Source organism: Acidovorax sp. M14, assembly GCF_049331375.1.
In the GTDB taxonomy this organism is placed as follows: domain Bacteria; phylum Pseudomonadota; class Gammaproteobacteria; order Burkholderiales; family Burkholderiaceae_C; genus Acidovorax.
This window is the reverse complement of the sequence record NZ_CP186263.1, coordinates 1,680,749-1,694,351: the sequence shown is the minus strand read 5'-3', so window position 1 is coordinate 1,694,351 and position 13,603 is coordinate 1,680,749. Positions and strand designations below refer to the sequence as shown.

General features: G+C 66.6%; 8 protein-coding genes. 2 read left to right on the top strand and 6 right to left on the bottom strand.

Annotation, left to right across the window (positions count from 1 at the left end):
- On the bottom strand, positions 1–1,515 hold the full coding sequence (locus ACOYR4_RS07880) for a circularly permuted type 2 ATP-grasp protein (protein WP_422849162.1): 1,515 nt from the start codon (positions 1,513–1,515) through the stop codon (positions 1–3).
- Positions 1,516–1,600: 85 nt separating this feature from the next.
- Positions 1,601–4,168, bottom strand: coding sequence for a DNA internalization-related competence protein ComEC/Rec2 (locus ACOYR4_RS07875; RefSeq protein ID WP_422849161.1), 2,568 nt, complete (start codon positions 4,166–4,168; stop codon positions 1,601–1,603).
- Positions 4,169–4,304: 136 nt separating this feature from the next.
- On the opposite strand from ACOYR4_RS07875, the gene ACOYR4_RS07870 reads away from it, so the two are divergent.
- The gene (locus ACOYR4_RS07870; protein WP_422849160.1) at positions 4,305–4,763 is read left to right on the top strand and encodes a RidA family protein; all 459 of its coding nucleotides are present in this window, start codon (positions 4,305–4,307) and stop codon (positions 4,761–4,763) included.
- 139 nt (positions 4,764–4,902) lie between these two features.
- Here the strand turns inward: ACOYR4_RS07870 and ACOYR4_RS07865 are convergent, their stop codons facing one another.
- From ACOYR4_RS07865 to ACOYR4_RS07850, 4 genes are all read right to left on the bottom strand, one after another.
- On the bottom strand, positions 4,903–6,705 hold the full coding sequence (locus tag ACOYR4_RS07865) for a methyl-accepting chemotaxis protein (RefSeq protein ID WP_422849159.1): 1,803 nt from the start codon (positions 6,703–6,705) through the stop codon (positions 4,903–4,905).
- Between the two features lie 294 nt (positions 6,706–6,999).
- Positions 7,000–9,357: a DNA topoisomerase IV subunit A gene (parC, locus tag ACOYR4_RS07860; RefSeq protein WP_422849158.1), complete on the bottom strand. Its 2,358-nt coding sequence runs from the start codon at positions 9,355–9,357 to the stop codon at positions 7,000–7,002.
- A 10-nt stretch (positions 9,358–9,367) separates the two neighbouring features.
- Positions 9,368–10,222, bottom strand: coding sequence for a lytic transglycosylase domain-containing protein (locus tag ACOYR4_RS07855; RefSeq protein WP_422849157.1), 855 nt, complete (start codon positions 10,220–10,222; stop codon positions 9,368–9,370).
- 33 nt (positions 10,223–10,255) lie between these two features.
- A complete protein-coding gene (locus ACOYR4_RS07850; protein WP_422849156.1) occupies positions 10,256–12,238 on the bottom strand; it encodes a DNA topoisomerase IV subunit B in 1,983 nt (660 codons plus the stop codon).
- Positions 12,239–12,368: 130 nt separating this feature from the next.
- Here ACOYR4_RS07850 and ACOYR4_RS07845 point away from each other — a divergent pair, with 130 nt between their 5' ends.
- The gene (locus ACOYR4_RS07845; RefSeq protein ID WP_060986400.1) at positions 12,369–13,586 is read left to right on the top strand and encodes an MFS transporter; all 1,218 of its coding nucleotides are present in this window, start codon (positions 12,369–12,371) and stop codon (positions 13,584–13,586) included.
- The last annotated feature ends 17 nt before the right edge of the window (positions 13,587–13,603 follow it).

Sequence of the window (13,603 nt, the reverse complement as noted above, 5' to 3'; positions counted from 1 at the left end):
TCAGAACCCTCCTTGCGTTTGGGTCATGCCGCCCAAAGTCTGCGACTGTGTCATGGGCGCAGTGCTGCGGCCCTCGCCCAGCACCCAGGTGTCCTTGGTGCCACCACCTTGTGACGAATTCACCACCAGCGATCCCTCCTGCAGTGCGACGCGCGTGAGCCCACCAGCCACCATCTGCACCTCGCGCCCACTGAGCACAAAGGGGCGCAGGTCGATGTGGCGCGGGGCAATGCCGCTTTCCACATAGGTGGGGCAGCTGGAAAGGCTGAGCGTGGGCTGCGCGATGTAGCCCGAAGGGTTGGCAATCAGCGCGCGGCGGAAGTCCTCGATCTCGGCCTGCGTGGCGGCTGGACCGATGAGCATGCCGTAGCCACCTGCGCCGTGCACTTCCTTCACCACCAGGTCCTTGAGGTTGGCCAGCACATGCTGCAGGTCGTCCGGCTTGCGGCACATCCAGGTGGGCACGTTTTTCAGGATGGGCTCTTCGCCCAGGTAGAAGCGGATCATCTCGGGCACGTAGGGGTACACGGATTTATCGTCGGCCACGCCCGTGCCCACGGCGTTGCAGATGCCCACATTGCCCGCGCGGTAGGCCTCCATGAGGCCATAGCAGCCCAGGGTGGAATTGGGGCGGAACACCTGCGGGTCGAGGAAGTCGTCGTCCACGCGGCGGTAGATCACGTCCACCCGCTGCAGGCCGCGCGTGGTGCGCATGTAGACGAACTTGTCCTTGACGACCAGGTCCTGCCCCTCGACCAGCTCCACACCCATCTGCTGGGCCAGAAAGGCGTGCTCGAAATACGCGCTGTTGTGCATGCCGGGTGTGAGCACCACCACCGTGGGCTCATCGGCCGTGGCCGGGGCGCTGGCGCGCAGGGTTTCGAGCAGCATGTCGGGGTAATGCGCCACGGGCGCCACCTTGTGCAGGCTGAACAGCTCGGGGAACAGCCGCATCATCATCTTGCGGTTTTCGAGCATGTAGCTCACGCCGCTGGGCACGCGCAGGTTGTCTTCGAGCACGTAGTACTCGCCATTGCCCTGGGCATCGGGGGCGCGCACGATGTCGATGCCGGCGATGTGCGCGTAGATGTCTTGCGGGACATGCACGCCGGCCATCTCGGGGCGGTACTGCGCGTTGTTCAGGATGAGGTCGGCGGGCACGATGCCGGCGCGGATGATGTCCTGGCCGTGGTACACGTCATGGATGAAGCGGTTGAGCGCCGTGACGCGCTGCACCAGCCCCTGGTGCATGCTGGCCCACTCATGGGCAGGGATGATGCGGGGGATCAGGTCAAAAGGAATCAACCGCTCGTTGCCTGCACCGCCTTCGTCCTTGGCGCCGTACACGGCAAAGGTGATGCCCACGCGCCGGAAGATCATCTCGGCTTCGGCCCTGCGGGCCTGCATCACGTCAGGGGGCTGTTTGCTCAACCATTGCGCGTAGCGCTTGTAGTGTTCCCGCACGTCGCTGCCATCAAACGGCAGCATGGCGTACATCTCGTCAAATTTCTGCATGAACGGGCCTCCTGCAGTCAGGATAGCAAGTTGTGAGCCCGCCCCCGCACAACACCCCTGGCAGCGCTGCGCCATGGGCCCCGACTCAGTCGTCCCGTGGCACCATGCGGTGCTGCCAGTAGTGCTCGCCGGTGTCGCGTTCGCAGGCCACCTGCCCAGGCTGTGACGAGGACCACCGGGCCGCGCCACAGCGCGACGACTCCACCACCGCAATCTGGCGCGCGCGGTAGCGCTGCAGCACATCTGGCGCCGGATGGCCAAAGCGGTTGCGATACCCTGCCTGCACCAAAGCGGTGCGCGGCTGCACGGCCTCCAGAAAAGCTGCCGACGACGAGGTCTTGCTGCCATGGTGTGGCACCAGCAGCACATCGGCCCGCACCGGTGCGCCACGCGCCAGCAGGGCTTGCTCCTGCGGTGCTTCGATGTCGCCCACCAGTAGGGCCGTCGCACCCTCGGTGCCTGCGGCGGAAATGCGCAGCACGCAGCTGAGCGCATTGGGGCGCGGTGGCTTGGCCGCCCCTTGGGCGTCATCGCCAGGCAGGGGATGCAGCACCTCGAACACCACACCATCCCATTCCCAACGCTGGCCCGCCAGACAGGGGCGGCTGGGGCGCAAGCGCTGCAGGGCGTGTTCGGCCTCGATGGAGCCGGTGAGTTCGGCGCGGGGCTGCTGGGCGAGCACAGCCGCCGCACCGCCCGTGTGGTCGGCATCGCGGTGGCTGAGCATGAGCACATCCACCTGCTCCCCCAGCGCCCGCAGCAGCGGCACCAGCACGCGGTGGCCTGCGTCGCTCTCGCGGCTGAAGCGCGGCCCGGCGTCGTACAGCAGGGTGTGCGTGGCCGTGCGCACCAGCACGGCATTGCCCTGGCCAATGTCGGCGGCCAGCAGCTCAAACTGCCCTGCTGCAGGCCGCGCGGGCTGCCACCACAGCACCGGCAGCAACAAAGGCAGCGCCAGCAAACGCAGGCGCCAGGGCAGGCGCATGGCCAAGAGCGCGCCTCCAGCCACCGCCGCCACGCCCGCCCACAGCGGCGCTGCGGGCAAAAACACGGCCGCCCAGGGCCACTGCGCCAGCCACTGCAGCCATGCGGTGAACGGCTGCAGGCTGAGGGCTGCCGCGCTCCACAACGGCGCCCACAGCACGCCGCCCAGCGCCAGCGGCGTGACCACGAGCGTGACCCAGGGGATGGCCACCAGGTTGGCTACAAAACCCACCAACGACACCTGGCCAAACAGCAGCAAGCCCAGGGGCGTGAGCGCGAGCGTGACCACCCATTGTTCACGTACCAAGGCATAAAAACGGCCTGTAGCGCCAGTATCGCTTGCCTCAGCAGCTATCGGATTGGTAGCAAACAGCACGCCCACCGCGACAAAGCTCAACCAGAAGCCCGCCTGCGCCAATGCCCACGGGTCCAGCAACACCACGGACCCGCAAGCCAATAGCCACACCTGCGGCCAGGGCCAGCGGCGCCCGCTCAGCTGCAGCAGCCCCACGATGGCCAGCATGGTCACGGTGCGCTGTGCGGGCACGCCCCAGCCGCTGAACAGCGCGTAGGCTGTGGCCAGCAGCACACCCGACACCAGCGCGGCGGACTGCGCTGGCACCGCCAGGCTCAGCCGGGGCGAGCGCCGCCACAGCGCCCTCACCACCAACGCGGCCAGCCAGGCAAACAGCGTGATGTGCAGGCCCGAAATGCTCATGAGGTGGGCCACCCCGGTGGCGCGGAACACATCCCAGTCCGCACGGTCGATGGCGCGCTGGTCCCCCGTGACCAGTGCCGCCACCACGCCTGCAGTGCGTGTACGGGTGGTGTCGATGGAGTCATTGCCCGCCCCGTCTTGTCCAAACACCAGACGCTCCATGATGGCGTCCCGCACACGCTGGCGCAGTTGCTCCACCGGGACCTGCCAGGTGGCGGCTACACGCACCGGTGGCTCGTCCTTGGGGCCCGCGCGCACATAGCCTGTGGCCTGTACGCCCTGCTCCCACATCCACAGCTCGTAGTCAAAGCCGTGCGGGTTGCGCAGGCCATGGGGCGCCTTCAGGCGTACGGTGATCTGCCACCGCTCGCCCGCCCGCACAGGTGCGGGCTGGCGTTGCAGGTCCAGCGCCTCGCCCCCACCGCCAAAGGCGCCGCCGTACCAGGCCACGTCGATCTGCGGCGGCATGGCCACGGGTATGCCCTGCAGCGTTGCGGACTCCACCGCCATGCGCCAGCGGGTGCCTGCCTCGTTGACCTGCGGCATGGCGGCCACCACGCCGGTGATGCGCAGGTCCTTGCCCTCCAGTGCGGCAGGCAACGCCTGGGCCTGGTAGGCCACGGCCCGCAGGCCGGTGCTGCCCGCCATCGCCAGCGCGCCCGCCAGCAACATCAGCCAGGGCGACATGGCGATCACACTGCGAGCCCGGCGCAGCCCGGGGTGCGCCCGCGCGGCAGCCACCGCACCACCGCCCAGCAGCAGGCCAGCCATCAACAACCACCCGTAGGCCGCCGCAGACCACAGCGCGGGCTGCTGCAGTTGCAGCGCAGCCCCGGCCACCACGCCCAGCAACACAGCGGGCAGCAGCCACGGACGCGGGGGCAACGGCCCCTCCACCCCCTGGCCTGTGGCGGACAGTGGCGCGGCATTAGGGGCGCTTATGGTGGACATGCACTGATGCTAATGCGCCGCCAGGGGCTGCCCCATCGGCGCGGGGGCGAGGTGCTGTGTAACACTTACCGCGCTCGGCGGCCTGCGCACCAGGCTGCCCTCGTCTATCCACCCGCACTTCCTAACGAGGACCACCATGAGCGTTTACGACAAGCTGAAAGAACTCAACATCACCCTGCCCCCCGTGTCGGTGCCCGCCGCCGCCTACGTGCCCTATGTGCAGACCGGCAACCTGGTGTTTCTGAGCGGCCACATCGCCCGCAAGGACGGCAAGCCCTGGGCCGCACAGTTCGGCCGCGACATCGGCACCGAAGAAGGCAAGCAGGCCGCACGTGCCGTCGCCATCGACCTGATGGGCACGCTGCAAGCCGCCAGCGGTGGCGACCTGAACCGGGTCAAGCGCATCGTCAAGGTGATGAGCCTGGTGAACTCCACCGGCGATTTCACCGAGCAGCACCTGGTGACAAATGGCGCCAGCGAACTGCTGGGCCAGGTATTTGGCGAAAAGGGCGTGCATGCCCGTAGCGCCTTTGGCGTGGCCCAAGTCCCCCTGGGCGCGTGCGTGGAGATCGAACTGATCGCTGAACTGGCCTGACCTTCAGACCTCCAGCAAAAAGCCCTTGGCATCGCTGCCAAGGGTTTTTTTCGTTGCCTGCGGTCCGCCAGACCCGCTACCGGGGTGTGCAAAAGGCGACGTGCGCGCTGACTCGAGACCGGTGCGATCCCAACACCCGTCAGAAGGATTCCCAGTCCTCCTCGGCTCCCGCCGCAGCGCCCTGCTTCGCGTTTTTCTGGCTCCCTGTCTTGGCGACCGATGAGGGAGCGGGCGCCTTGGCCAGAGCGGCAGAAGTGCCGGTGGTGCTGATGCGGGCCGCTGAAGCGGTAGTACCGCTAGCGGCAGGCGCAGAAGCTGCGCGGGCTGGAGACAGGCTGGCGGTGACCTTGGCGGCGCCGCGCGCAGCGCCAATGGCGGCCTGGGCTGGGCCGTAGCTGGCGGCGTTGACCTTGAACATGGACACCTCGCGCGCCAGATGGTCGGCCTGCTCGCGCAGGCTCTGCGCTGCCGCAGCGCTTTCCTCCACCAGCGCGGCGTTCTGCTGGGTCATCTGATCCAGGTTGCTGATCGCCTTGTTGACCTGCGACACCCCCGCGCTCTGCTCGGACGATGCGGCGGTGATCTCGCCGATCATGTCGGTCACGCGCTGCACCGACTGCACGATGTCGGTCATGGTCGTGCCCGCGTCAGACACCAGGCGTGAGCCGGTCTCCACCTTCTCGACCGACGCGCTGATGAGCTGCTTGATCTCCTTGGCCGCCTCGGCACTGCGCTGCGCGAGGCTGCGCACCTCGCTGGCCACCACGGCAAAGCCACGCCCCTGCTCGCCAGCCCGCGCGGCCTCCACGGCGGCGTTCAGCGCCAGGATGTTGGTCTGGAACGCAATGCCGTCAATCACACCGATGATGTCCGCGATCTTCTTGCTGCTGTGGTTGATGTCCTCCATGGTGGCCACCACCTGGGTCACCACCTCGCCGCCCCGGCGCGCTACGCCGGTGGCGCCTGCAGCCAGGCTGCTGGCCTGCTGGGCGCTGCCCGCGCTCTGCTGGATGGTGCTGGTGAACTCCTCCATCGCGGCGGCAGTTTCCTGCAGGTTGCTGGAGGTTTGTTCGGTGCGGGCCGACAGATCCTGGTTGCCGGTCGCGATCTCGGCGCTGGCAATGGCAATGCTGTCCGTACTCTGGCGCACTTGGTGCACCATGCGCCCCAGGGCGTTGCTCATGGCATAGAGCGAGCGCAACAGATCGCCAAACTCGTCGCCGCGCGTGACGGACTCTTGCTGGCTCAGGTCGCCGCCTGCAATGCGCTCGGCCAGACCATGGGCCTGCGCCAGCGGCCGCTGGATGCTGCCGATCAGGTAATACGCCCCCACGATGATGGCGAGCAGAAGGAGGGCCACGGCCACCGCCGCGATCTTGACGGTGAGCATGCGCTCGGCCGCCATGGCTGCCTGCGTGTCTGCGGCGTTCTTCTGCTGCTGGGCCACGAACTCGCGCAGTGCCGTGAGGTAGGCCACCACGGACGGGTTGTACTTCTGATTGATCAGCGTCACGGCCTGATCTTGCTGGCCGTCGCCCTTGAGCTTGCGGGCCTCGCCACGCAGGTCGATCATGGCCTTGCGGGCGGCCGCGATCTTGTTCATCTGGGCCTTGTCAGCGTCGGACAGGGCCATGGATTCGAGCGACTTCTGCACCTCGCTGATCTGGGCCGAGGTGGCCGCAATGACGTCCTTGAACTCGGCCTCCACCGCCGGGTCGTTGCTCACGATCAGCGCCTGGGTGCGCGCGGCATTGGTTTCGGTCAACCCCGACCAGCGCAGGGCGGCCTGCACCCGCGCCTCCATCTCCTTGCTCACGGCATCGGCCTGGGCTTGCACTTTGGCCGAACGGTAGGCCGCAAACCCCACCACGGCGACCAGCATGACCACGATCAGAATCACAGCCAGCCACAGCTTGTGGGCCATCCTCAGTTGTTTGGGCATGGAGGTCTCCTGGAGTGTGTTTGTCACGAGATGTTGCTCGCTTTCCGACAATTGCACAAACCAGGAGCGGCCGCATGAGGGTCATCCCCAAGCGCCACTGGGCGCGCAGCCAAAGGCGCAGGGTGCGTCAAACGCGTTTCGCGCATCCCGCTCCAGCGGCCGTGACGACGCTTGGAGCGGCGAAAAAACGCAGTGAGATGGCCGCGGCCGAGCGCTGCGCCAGAGACAATGCTGCAGCAGGGACATGGCCGCAGGGCGCGGCAAAGAACGCCAGAAGCCTTGTGCGAGCCGCTGTTACTCGACCCGCGTCACCGCCTGGGGCTTGAAGCCCAAGTCCGCCGCCTTGCCCTTGCGGCCGCGCGCGGCGCGGGCGTTGTTCAGGCTGCGGATCTCCAGCGTTTCGTCGCGCTGCTTGCCGCCCCGGCCGATGCCATCGAGGCGGATGCTGCGCGTATAGGCGGCCGCGCCTGCGAGCTGGTCCTTGTCTTCCAGGTCGATCAGCATCAGCCCCCGACCGCCGTTGGCCATGGTTTTCAGCTCGGTGATCTCAAACGTGAGGATGCGCCCGCCGGTGGAGGCGCAAGCCACATGCGTGGCGGGCACCACCGGCTTGCTGCCTGTGCCGCCTGCGGCGTGCGAAGGCACGCACACGGTTTCGCCCTCGCCCAGGGTGATGAAGGCCTTGCCGCCCTTCTGGCGCGAGACCATGTTCTCCACCGCTGCCAGAAAGCCGTAGCCGCCCGAGTTGGACAGCAGCAGCGTGGCGTTGGCAGGCCCCGCAAAGTAGTGCAGCAACTGCGTGCCGGCTTCCAGCTCAATCAGCGTGGTCACCGGCTGGCCGTCTCCCCGCGCGCCCGGCAGCAGCGACACGGCCACCGAATACACGCGGCCATTGCTGCCAAAGGCCAGCAGGGTATCGACCGTGCGGCATTCAAACGTGCCGTACAGCCCGTCGCCCGCCTTGAAGGCAAAGCTGGCGGCCTCGTGGCCGTGGCCGGTGCGGGCGCGCACCCAGCCTTTTTGCGAGACGACCACGGTGACGGGCTCGTCCACCACCTTCACTTCGGCCACAGCCTTTTTCTCGGCCTGGATGAGCGTGCGGCGTGCGTCGGCAAAGGTCTTGGCGTCGGCCTCGATCTCTTTCACCATGGTGCGGCGCAGCGAGCCGGGGTTGTTCAGGATGTCTTCCAGCTTGCCCTGGCTTTCGCGCAGTTCTTTCAGCTCTTGCTCGATCTTGATGGCTTCCAGCCGCGCGAGCTGGCGCAGGCGGATTTCGAGGATGTCCTCGGCCTGCCGGTCGCTGAGGTTAAAGCGTGCAATCAGCGCGGCCTTGGGGTCTTCGGCCTGGCGGATGATGGCAATCACCTCGTCGATGTTGAGCAGCACCAGCTGCCGCCCTTCGAGGATGTGGATGCGGTCCAGCACCTTGTTCAGCCGGTGCTGGCTGCGGCGGGTGATGGTGGTCTGACGGAAGGCAATCCACTCTTCCAGCATCTGGCGCAGCGACTTCTGCACGGGCTTGCCATCGAGCCCCACCATGGTCAGGTTGATGGGCGCCGAGGTCTCCAGGCTGGTGTGGGCCAGCAGCGCGGTGATCAGCTCTTGTTGCGGGGTCTTGCCCGTCTTGGGCTCGAACACCAGGCGCACGGGCGCGTCTTTGCTCGACTCGTCGCGCACCACGTCCAGCACGGCCAGCATGCTGGCCTTCAGTTGCGTCTGCTCCTGCGTCAGCGCCTTCTTGCCCGCCTTGACCTTGGGGTTGGTGATTTCTTCGATCTCTTCCAGTACGCGCTGGGTACTCACGCCGGGCGGCAGTTCGTTGACCACCAGTTGCCACTGGCCGCGCGCCATGTCCTCGATCTTCCAGCGTGCGCGCACCTTCAGGCTGCCTCGGCCCGTGCGGTAGGCGTCGGCAATGTCGCCGGGGCTGCTGATGATCTGGCCGCCACCGGGGTAGTCCGGGCCGGGCACGATGGCCAGCAGCTCGTCCTGGCTGAGCGATGGCGTCTTGATGAGCGCCACACACGCATCGGCAATCTCGCGCAGATTGTGGCTGGGGATCTCGGTGGCCAAGCCCACGGCAATACCGCTGGCGCCGTTGAGCAGCGCAAACGGCAGGCGGGCGGGCAGCTGGCGGGGTTCTTCGGTGCTGCCGTCGTAGTTGGGCATGAAATCGACCGTGCCTTCGTCGATTTCGTCGAGCAGCAGACTGGTGATGCGCGACAGGCGGGCTTCCGTGTACCGCATGGCCGCAGCGCCATCACCGTCGCGGCTGCCGAAGTTGCCTTGGCCGTCGATAAGGGGGTAGCGCTGCGCAAAGTCCTGCGCCATGCGGACCAGCGCGTCGTAGGCCGACTGGTCACCGTGCGGGTGGAAGCGGCCCAGCACATCGCCCACCACGCGGGCGCTCTTGACGGGCTTGGCGGCCGTATTGCGCGTGGGGCCGCTGTAGCCCAGCCCCATGCGGTCCATCGAATACAAGATGCGTCGCTGCACGGGCTTGAGGCCGTCGCACACATCGGGCAGCGCACGGCCCTTGACGACCGAGAGCGCGTATTCCAGGTAGGCGCGCTGGGCGTAGCCCGCCAGGCCCAGGGAGTCGCCCCCGTCATCGCCTGCGGTGGTGAAATCAAGAGTGGGTTGGTCGCTCATTCGTTAGCGCTCATTCGTTCGGAATCGTCGGTAAGGGTTCAAACGCGGTCTGCGGCGCGTTGCGGGTCTGTGCCACCTGGGTGGGCGGCAGGTTGCCCCGGTTCTGCGCGCCGCCCGACAGCTCCATGCGCACACGGCCCGGCAGGGCGCGCTGTGTCAACACGGGCGCTGGCGGCTTGAGCTGGGCGTACAGACCCAGCACGGTGCGCACGTAGTTCTGGGTTTCCTTGAAGGCCGGGACTTGGTTGCCCGCCTTTTGCACGGCGCCTTCGCCCGCGTTGTAGGCGGCCACGGCCAGGTCCATGCGGCCGGGGAACAGGTCCAGCAGATGGCGCAAGTAGCGGGTGCCGGTGGGTACGTTCACGGCGGGGTCGGCCAGTTTTTGCTCCACCGTGCGCTTCTTGTCCGCACTCACGCCAAAACGGCTGGCCGTGGCGGGCATCACCTGCATCAGGCCCACGGCGCCCTTGGGCGACACGGCGGTGGCGTCAAACCCGGATTCGGCGGCGATCACGGCCTGCAGCAATTCGTAATCCACGCCATGTTGGGTGGACGCGGCGCGCAGGTGGTGCTTGACGCGTTTGTAGTCAGGCGCGATATCAAAAAACGCCAGCAGGCGCGCTCCCGCTGCAGGCAGCGCATAGGGCATGGGCGAGGTTTTGGCCGGCGCATCGCGGGTCGAGTCAAAGTCGTTGCCGCGAAAAAACAGCTGGTAGCGCGCATCGACCTGCTCCGCCGCAAAGTGCGTCACGCCGCGCTCGTCCACATGCGCCCACAGGTCTGCGCGGGCCGTCTGCTGCAAAAAGCAGAGCAAACAACCCAACACATACCAGCGCAAGCGGCCGATTTGGCGAAATGAGGTCATGGCAGGCGGCTCGGGCGCGTATGACGCTGCTCTTCAGATATCGACCTCGACCGCATCGCCATGCAGCTCCATCAGTTCGCGGCGCGCGGCGGCTTCGCCCTTGCCCATGAGCTTGGTAATCAGCCCCTCGGTGGCGGCAAAGTCCATGTCGCCCAGCTGCACGGGCAGCAGGCGGCGGGTGTCGGGGTTGAGCGTGGTTTCCCACAGCTGCTCGGCGTTCATCTCGCCCAGGCCCTTGAAGCGGCTGATCTGGCACTTCTCGCGCGGCACGCCGTCCTTTTCGGCCTTGTCCAGAATGGCGGCCAACTCGCCTTCGTCCAGCGCGTACATCTTGGCCGCAGGCTTCTTGCCACGCGCGGGCACGTCCACACGGAACAGCGGCGGGCGCGCCACGTAGATGTGGCCAGCCTCGATGAGCTTGGGGAAATGGCGGAAGAACAGCGTGAGCAGCAGCACCTGGATGTGCGAGCCGTCCACGTCGGCATCGGACAGGATGCAGACCTTGCCATAGCGCAGGCCGCTCAGGTCGGGGGTGTCGTTGGGGCCGTGCGGGTCCACGCCAATGGCTACCGAGATGTCGTGGATTTCGTTGTTGGCAAACAGGCGGTCGCGCTCCACCTCCCAGGTGTTGAGCACCTTGCCGCGCAGCGGTAGGATGGCTTGGCTTTCCTTGTCGCGGCCCATCTTGGCGCTGCCACCAGCCGAGTCGCCCTCGACCAGAAACACTTCGTTGTGCGCCGTGTCGCGGCTTTCGCAGTCGGTGAGCTTGCCGGGCAGCACGGCCACGCCCGAGCCCTTGCGCTTTTCAACCTTCTGGCCCGCCTTCTGGCGCGTCTGCGCGGCCTTGATGGCCAGCTCGGCCAGTTTCTTGCCGTATTCGACGTGCTGGTTGAGCCACAGCTCCAGCGCCGGACGCACAAAACCGCTGACCAGGCGCACCGCGTCGCGCGAATTCAGGCGCTCCTTGATCTGGCCCTGGAACTGCGGGTCCAGCACTTTGGCCGAGAGCACATAGCTGGCGCGCGCAAACACGTCCTCGGGCAGCAGCTTCACGCCCTTGGGCAACAGACTGTGCAGTTCGATGAAGCTCTTGACGGCGTTGAACAGGCCGTCGCGCAGACCGCTTTCGTGCGTGCCGCCCGCGCTGGTGGGGATCAGGTTGACGTAGCTCTCGCGCATGGGCTGACCGTCTTCGGTGAAGGCCACGGCCCAGGCGGCGCCCTCGCCTTCGGCAAAACTTTCGTTGTTGCGGTCGGCAAAACCCTCGCCCTCGAACAGCGGGATCACCGGATCGCCGTTCAGCGTCTGCATCAGGTAGTCGCGCAGGCCGCCTTTGTACTGCCACGTTTGCGTGTCGCGGGTTTTCTCGTTGACCAGCTGCACCGTTACGCCGGGCATGAGCACGGCCTTGCTGCGCAGCAGGTGGGTCAGCTCGCCCATGGGCAGGGCGCTGGATTCGAAATACTCGGCGTCGGGCCACACGCGCACCGAGGTGCCCTGCTTGCGCTCGCCCGCCTCCAGCGGCCGGGCCACCAGGGGCTCGATCACATCACCAGCCGCAAACACCAGCCGCGCCACCTTGCCCTCGCGATAGCTGGTGGCCTCCAGCCGGGTAGCCAGGGCGTTGGTGACCGACACGCCCACGCCATGCAGGCCGCCCGAGAAGCTGTAAGCCCCGCCTTTGCCCTTGTCGAACTTGCCACCTGCGTGGAGGCGGGTGAAGACCAGCTCGATCACCGGCGCGTTTTCTTCCGGGTGCATGCCGAAGGGGATGCCCCGGCCATCGTCTTCCACACTGACCGAGCCGTCGGCGTGCAGGGTGACGCGGATCTTCTTGCCGTGGCCGGCCAAGGCCTCGTCGGCGGCGTTGTCCAGCACCTCCTGGATGATGTGCAAGGGGTTGTCGGTGCGGGTGTACATGCCCGGGCGCTGCTTGACGGGCTCCAGGCCCTTGAGCACGCGGATCGAACCTTCGGAATATTCGCTGGCGGAAGCAGAAGACGGTTTGGCAGACATAGCGGCGGATTGTAGTGCGGCCACCGCCCTGGAGCTGGATAAAAAGACAGTCTTCGCGCGACCCTGGCGGCAACTGTATTGGTCGCGGGTGTATCAGCGCGTTTCACACAATCTGGCTACATTCCTGCGCATGCATATGAATCCTCCCAAACTATCCATGTTCCAGGTGCTGGCCTGCGGCGCGGCCATCGTGACCCTGTCCATGGGCACCCGCCACGGGTTCGGGCTGTGGCTGCTTCCCATCACCCAGGAGATGGGCTGGACGCGCCAGTCGTTCGCCCTGGCCATCGCCATCCAGAACCTGTCCTGGGGACTGATCGGGATTTTTGCGGGCATGGCGGCCGACCGGTTTGGGGCCTTCCGCGTCCTGCTCGGTGGAGCGGTGTTGTATGCCTTGGGCCTGGCAGGCATGGCCCTGTCACCCACGCCCACGTTATTTGCACTGACGGCTGGCGTGCTGATTGGCGCGGCCCAGGCGGGCACCACCTATGCGGTGATTTACGGCGTGCTGGGGCGGCAGATTGCGCCTGAAAAGCGCTCCTGGGCCATGGGCGTGGCGGCGGCAGCGGGCTCGTTCGGGCAGTTTCTGATGGTACCGGTGGAAGGCTGGCTCATCGCGGGCCTGGGCTGGCAGCAGGCGCTGCTGGCGTTGTCGATGGCGGTGCTGCTGATCGTGCCGCTGGCCTTTGGCCTGCGGGAGCCGGGCTTCAAGGGCACGGCCCCGGTCAAGCGCGACCAGACCATTGCGCAGGCGCTGGGCGAGGCCTTCCGCTACCCCAGCTTCAATCTGCTGATGGCGGGCTACTTTGTGTGCGGCTTTCAGGTGGTGTTCATTGGCGTGCACATGCCCAGCTACCTCAAGGACCACGGCCTGTCGCCCCAGGTGGCCAGCTATGCGCTGGCGCTGATCGGGCTGTTCAACGTGTTCGGCACCTACATCGCGGGCACGCTGGGCCAGCGCATGCCCAAGCGCCACATCCTCGCCTTCATTTACTTTGCCCGCGCGGTGGCGATCAGCATCTTTTTGCTGGTGCCGCTGTCGCCGCTGTCGGTGTACGTGTTCTCAGCGGTGATGGGCGCGCTGTGGCTGTCCACCGTGCCCCCCACCAACGCCACCATCGCGCAGATCTTCGGCGTGCAGCATTTGTCGATGCTGGGCGGCTTTGTGTTCTTCAGCCACCAGATCGGCAGCTTCCTGGGCGTCTGGCTGGGCGGCTATCTGTATGACGCCACCGGCAGCTACGATATCGTCTGGTACATCGCGATTGGTCTGGGGATTTTTGCCGGGCTGGTGAACTTGCCGGTCAAGGAAAGCCCGATCTCGCGCAGCAGCCCACAACCCGCCTGACCTGTTGCCCCCCCTCC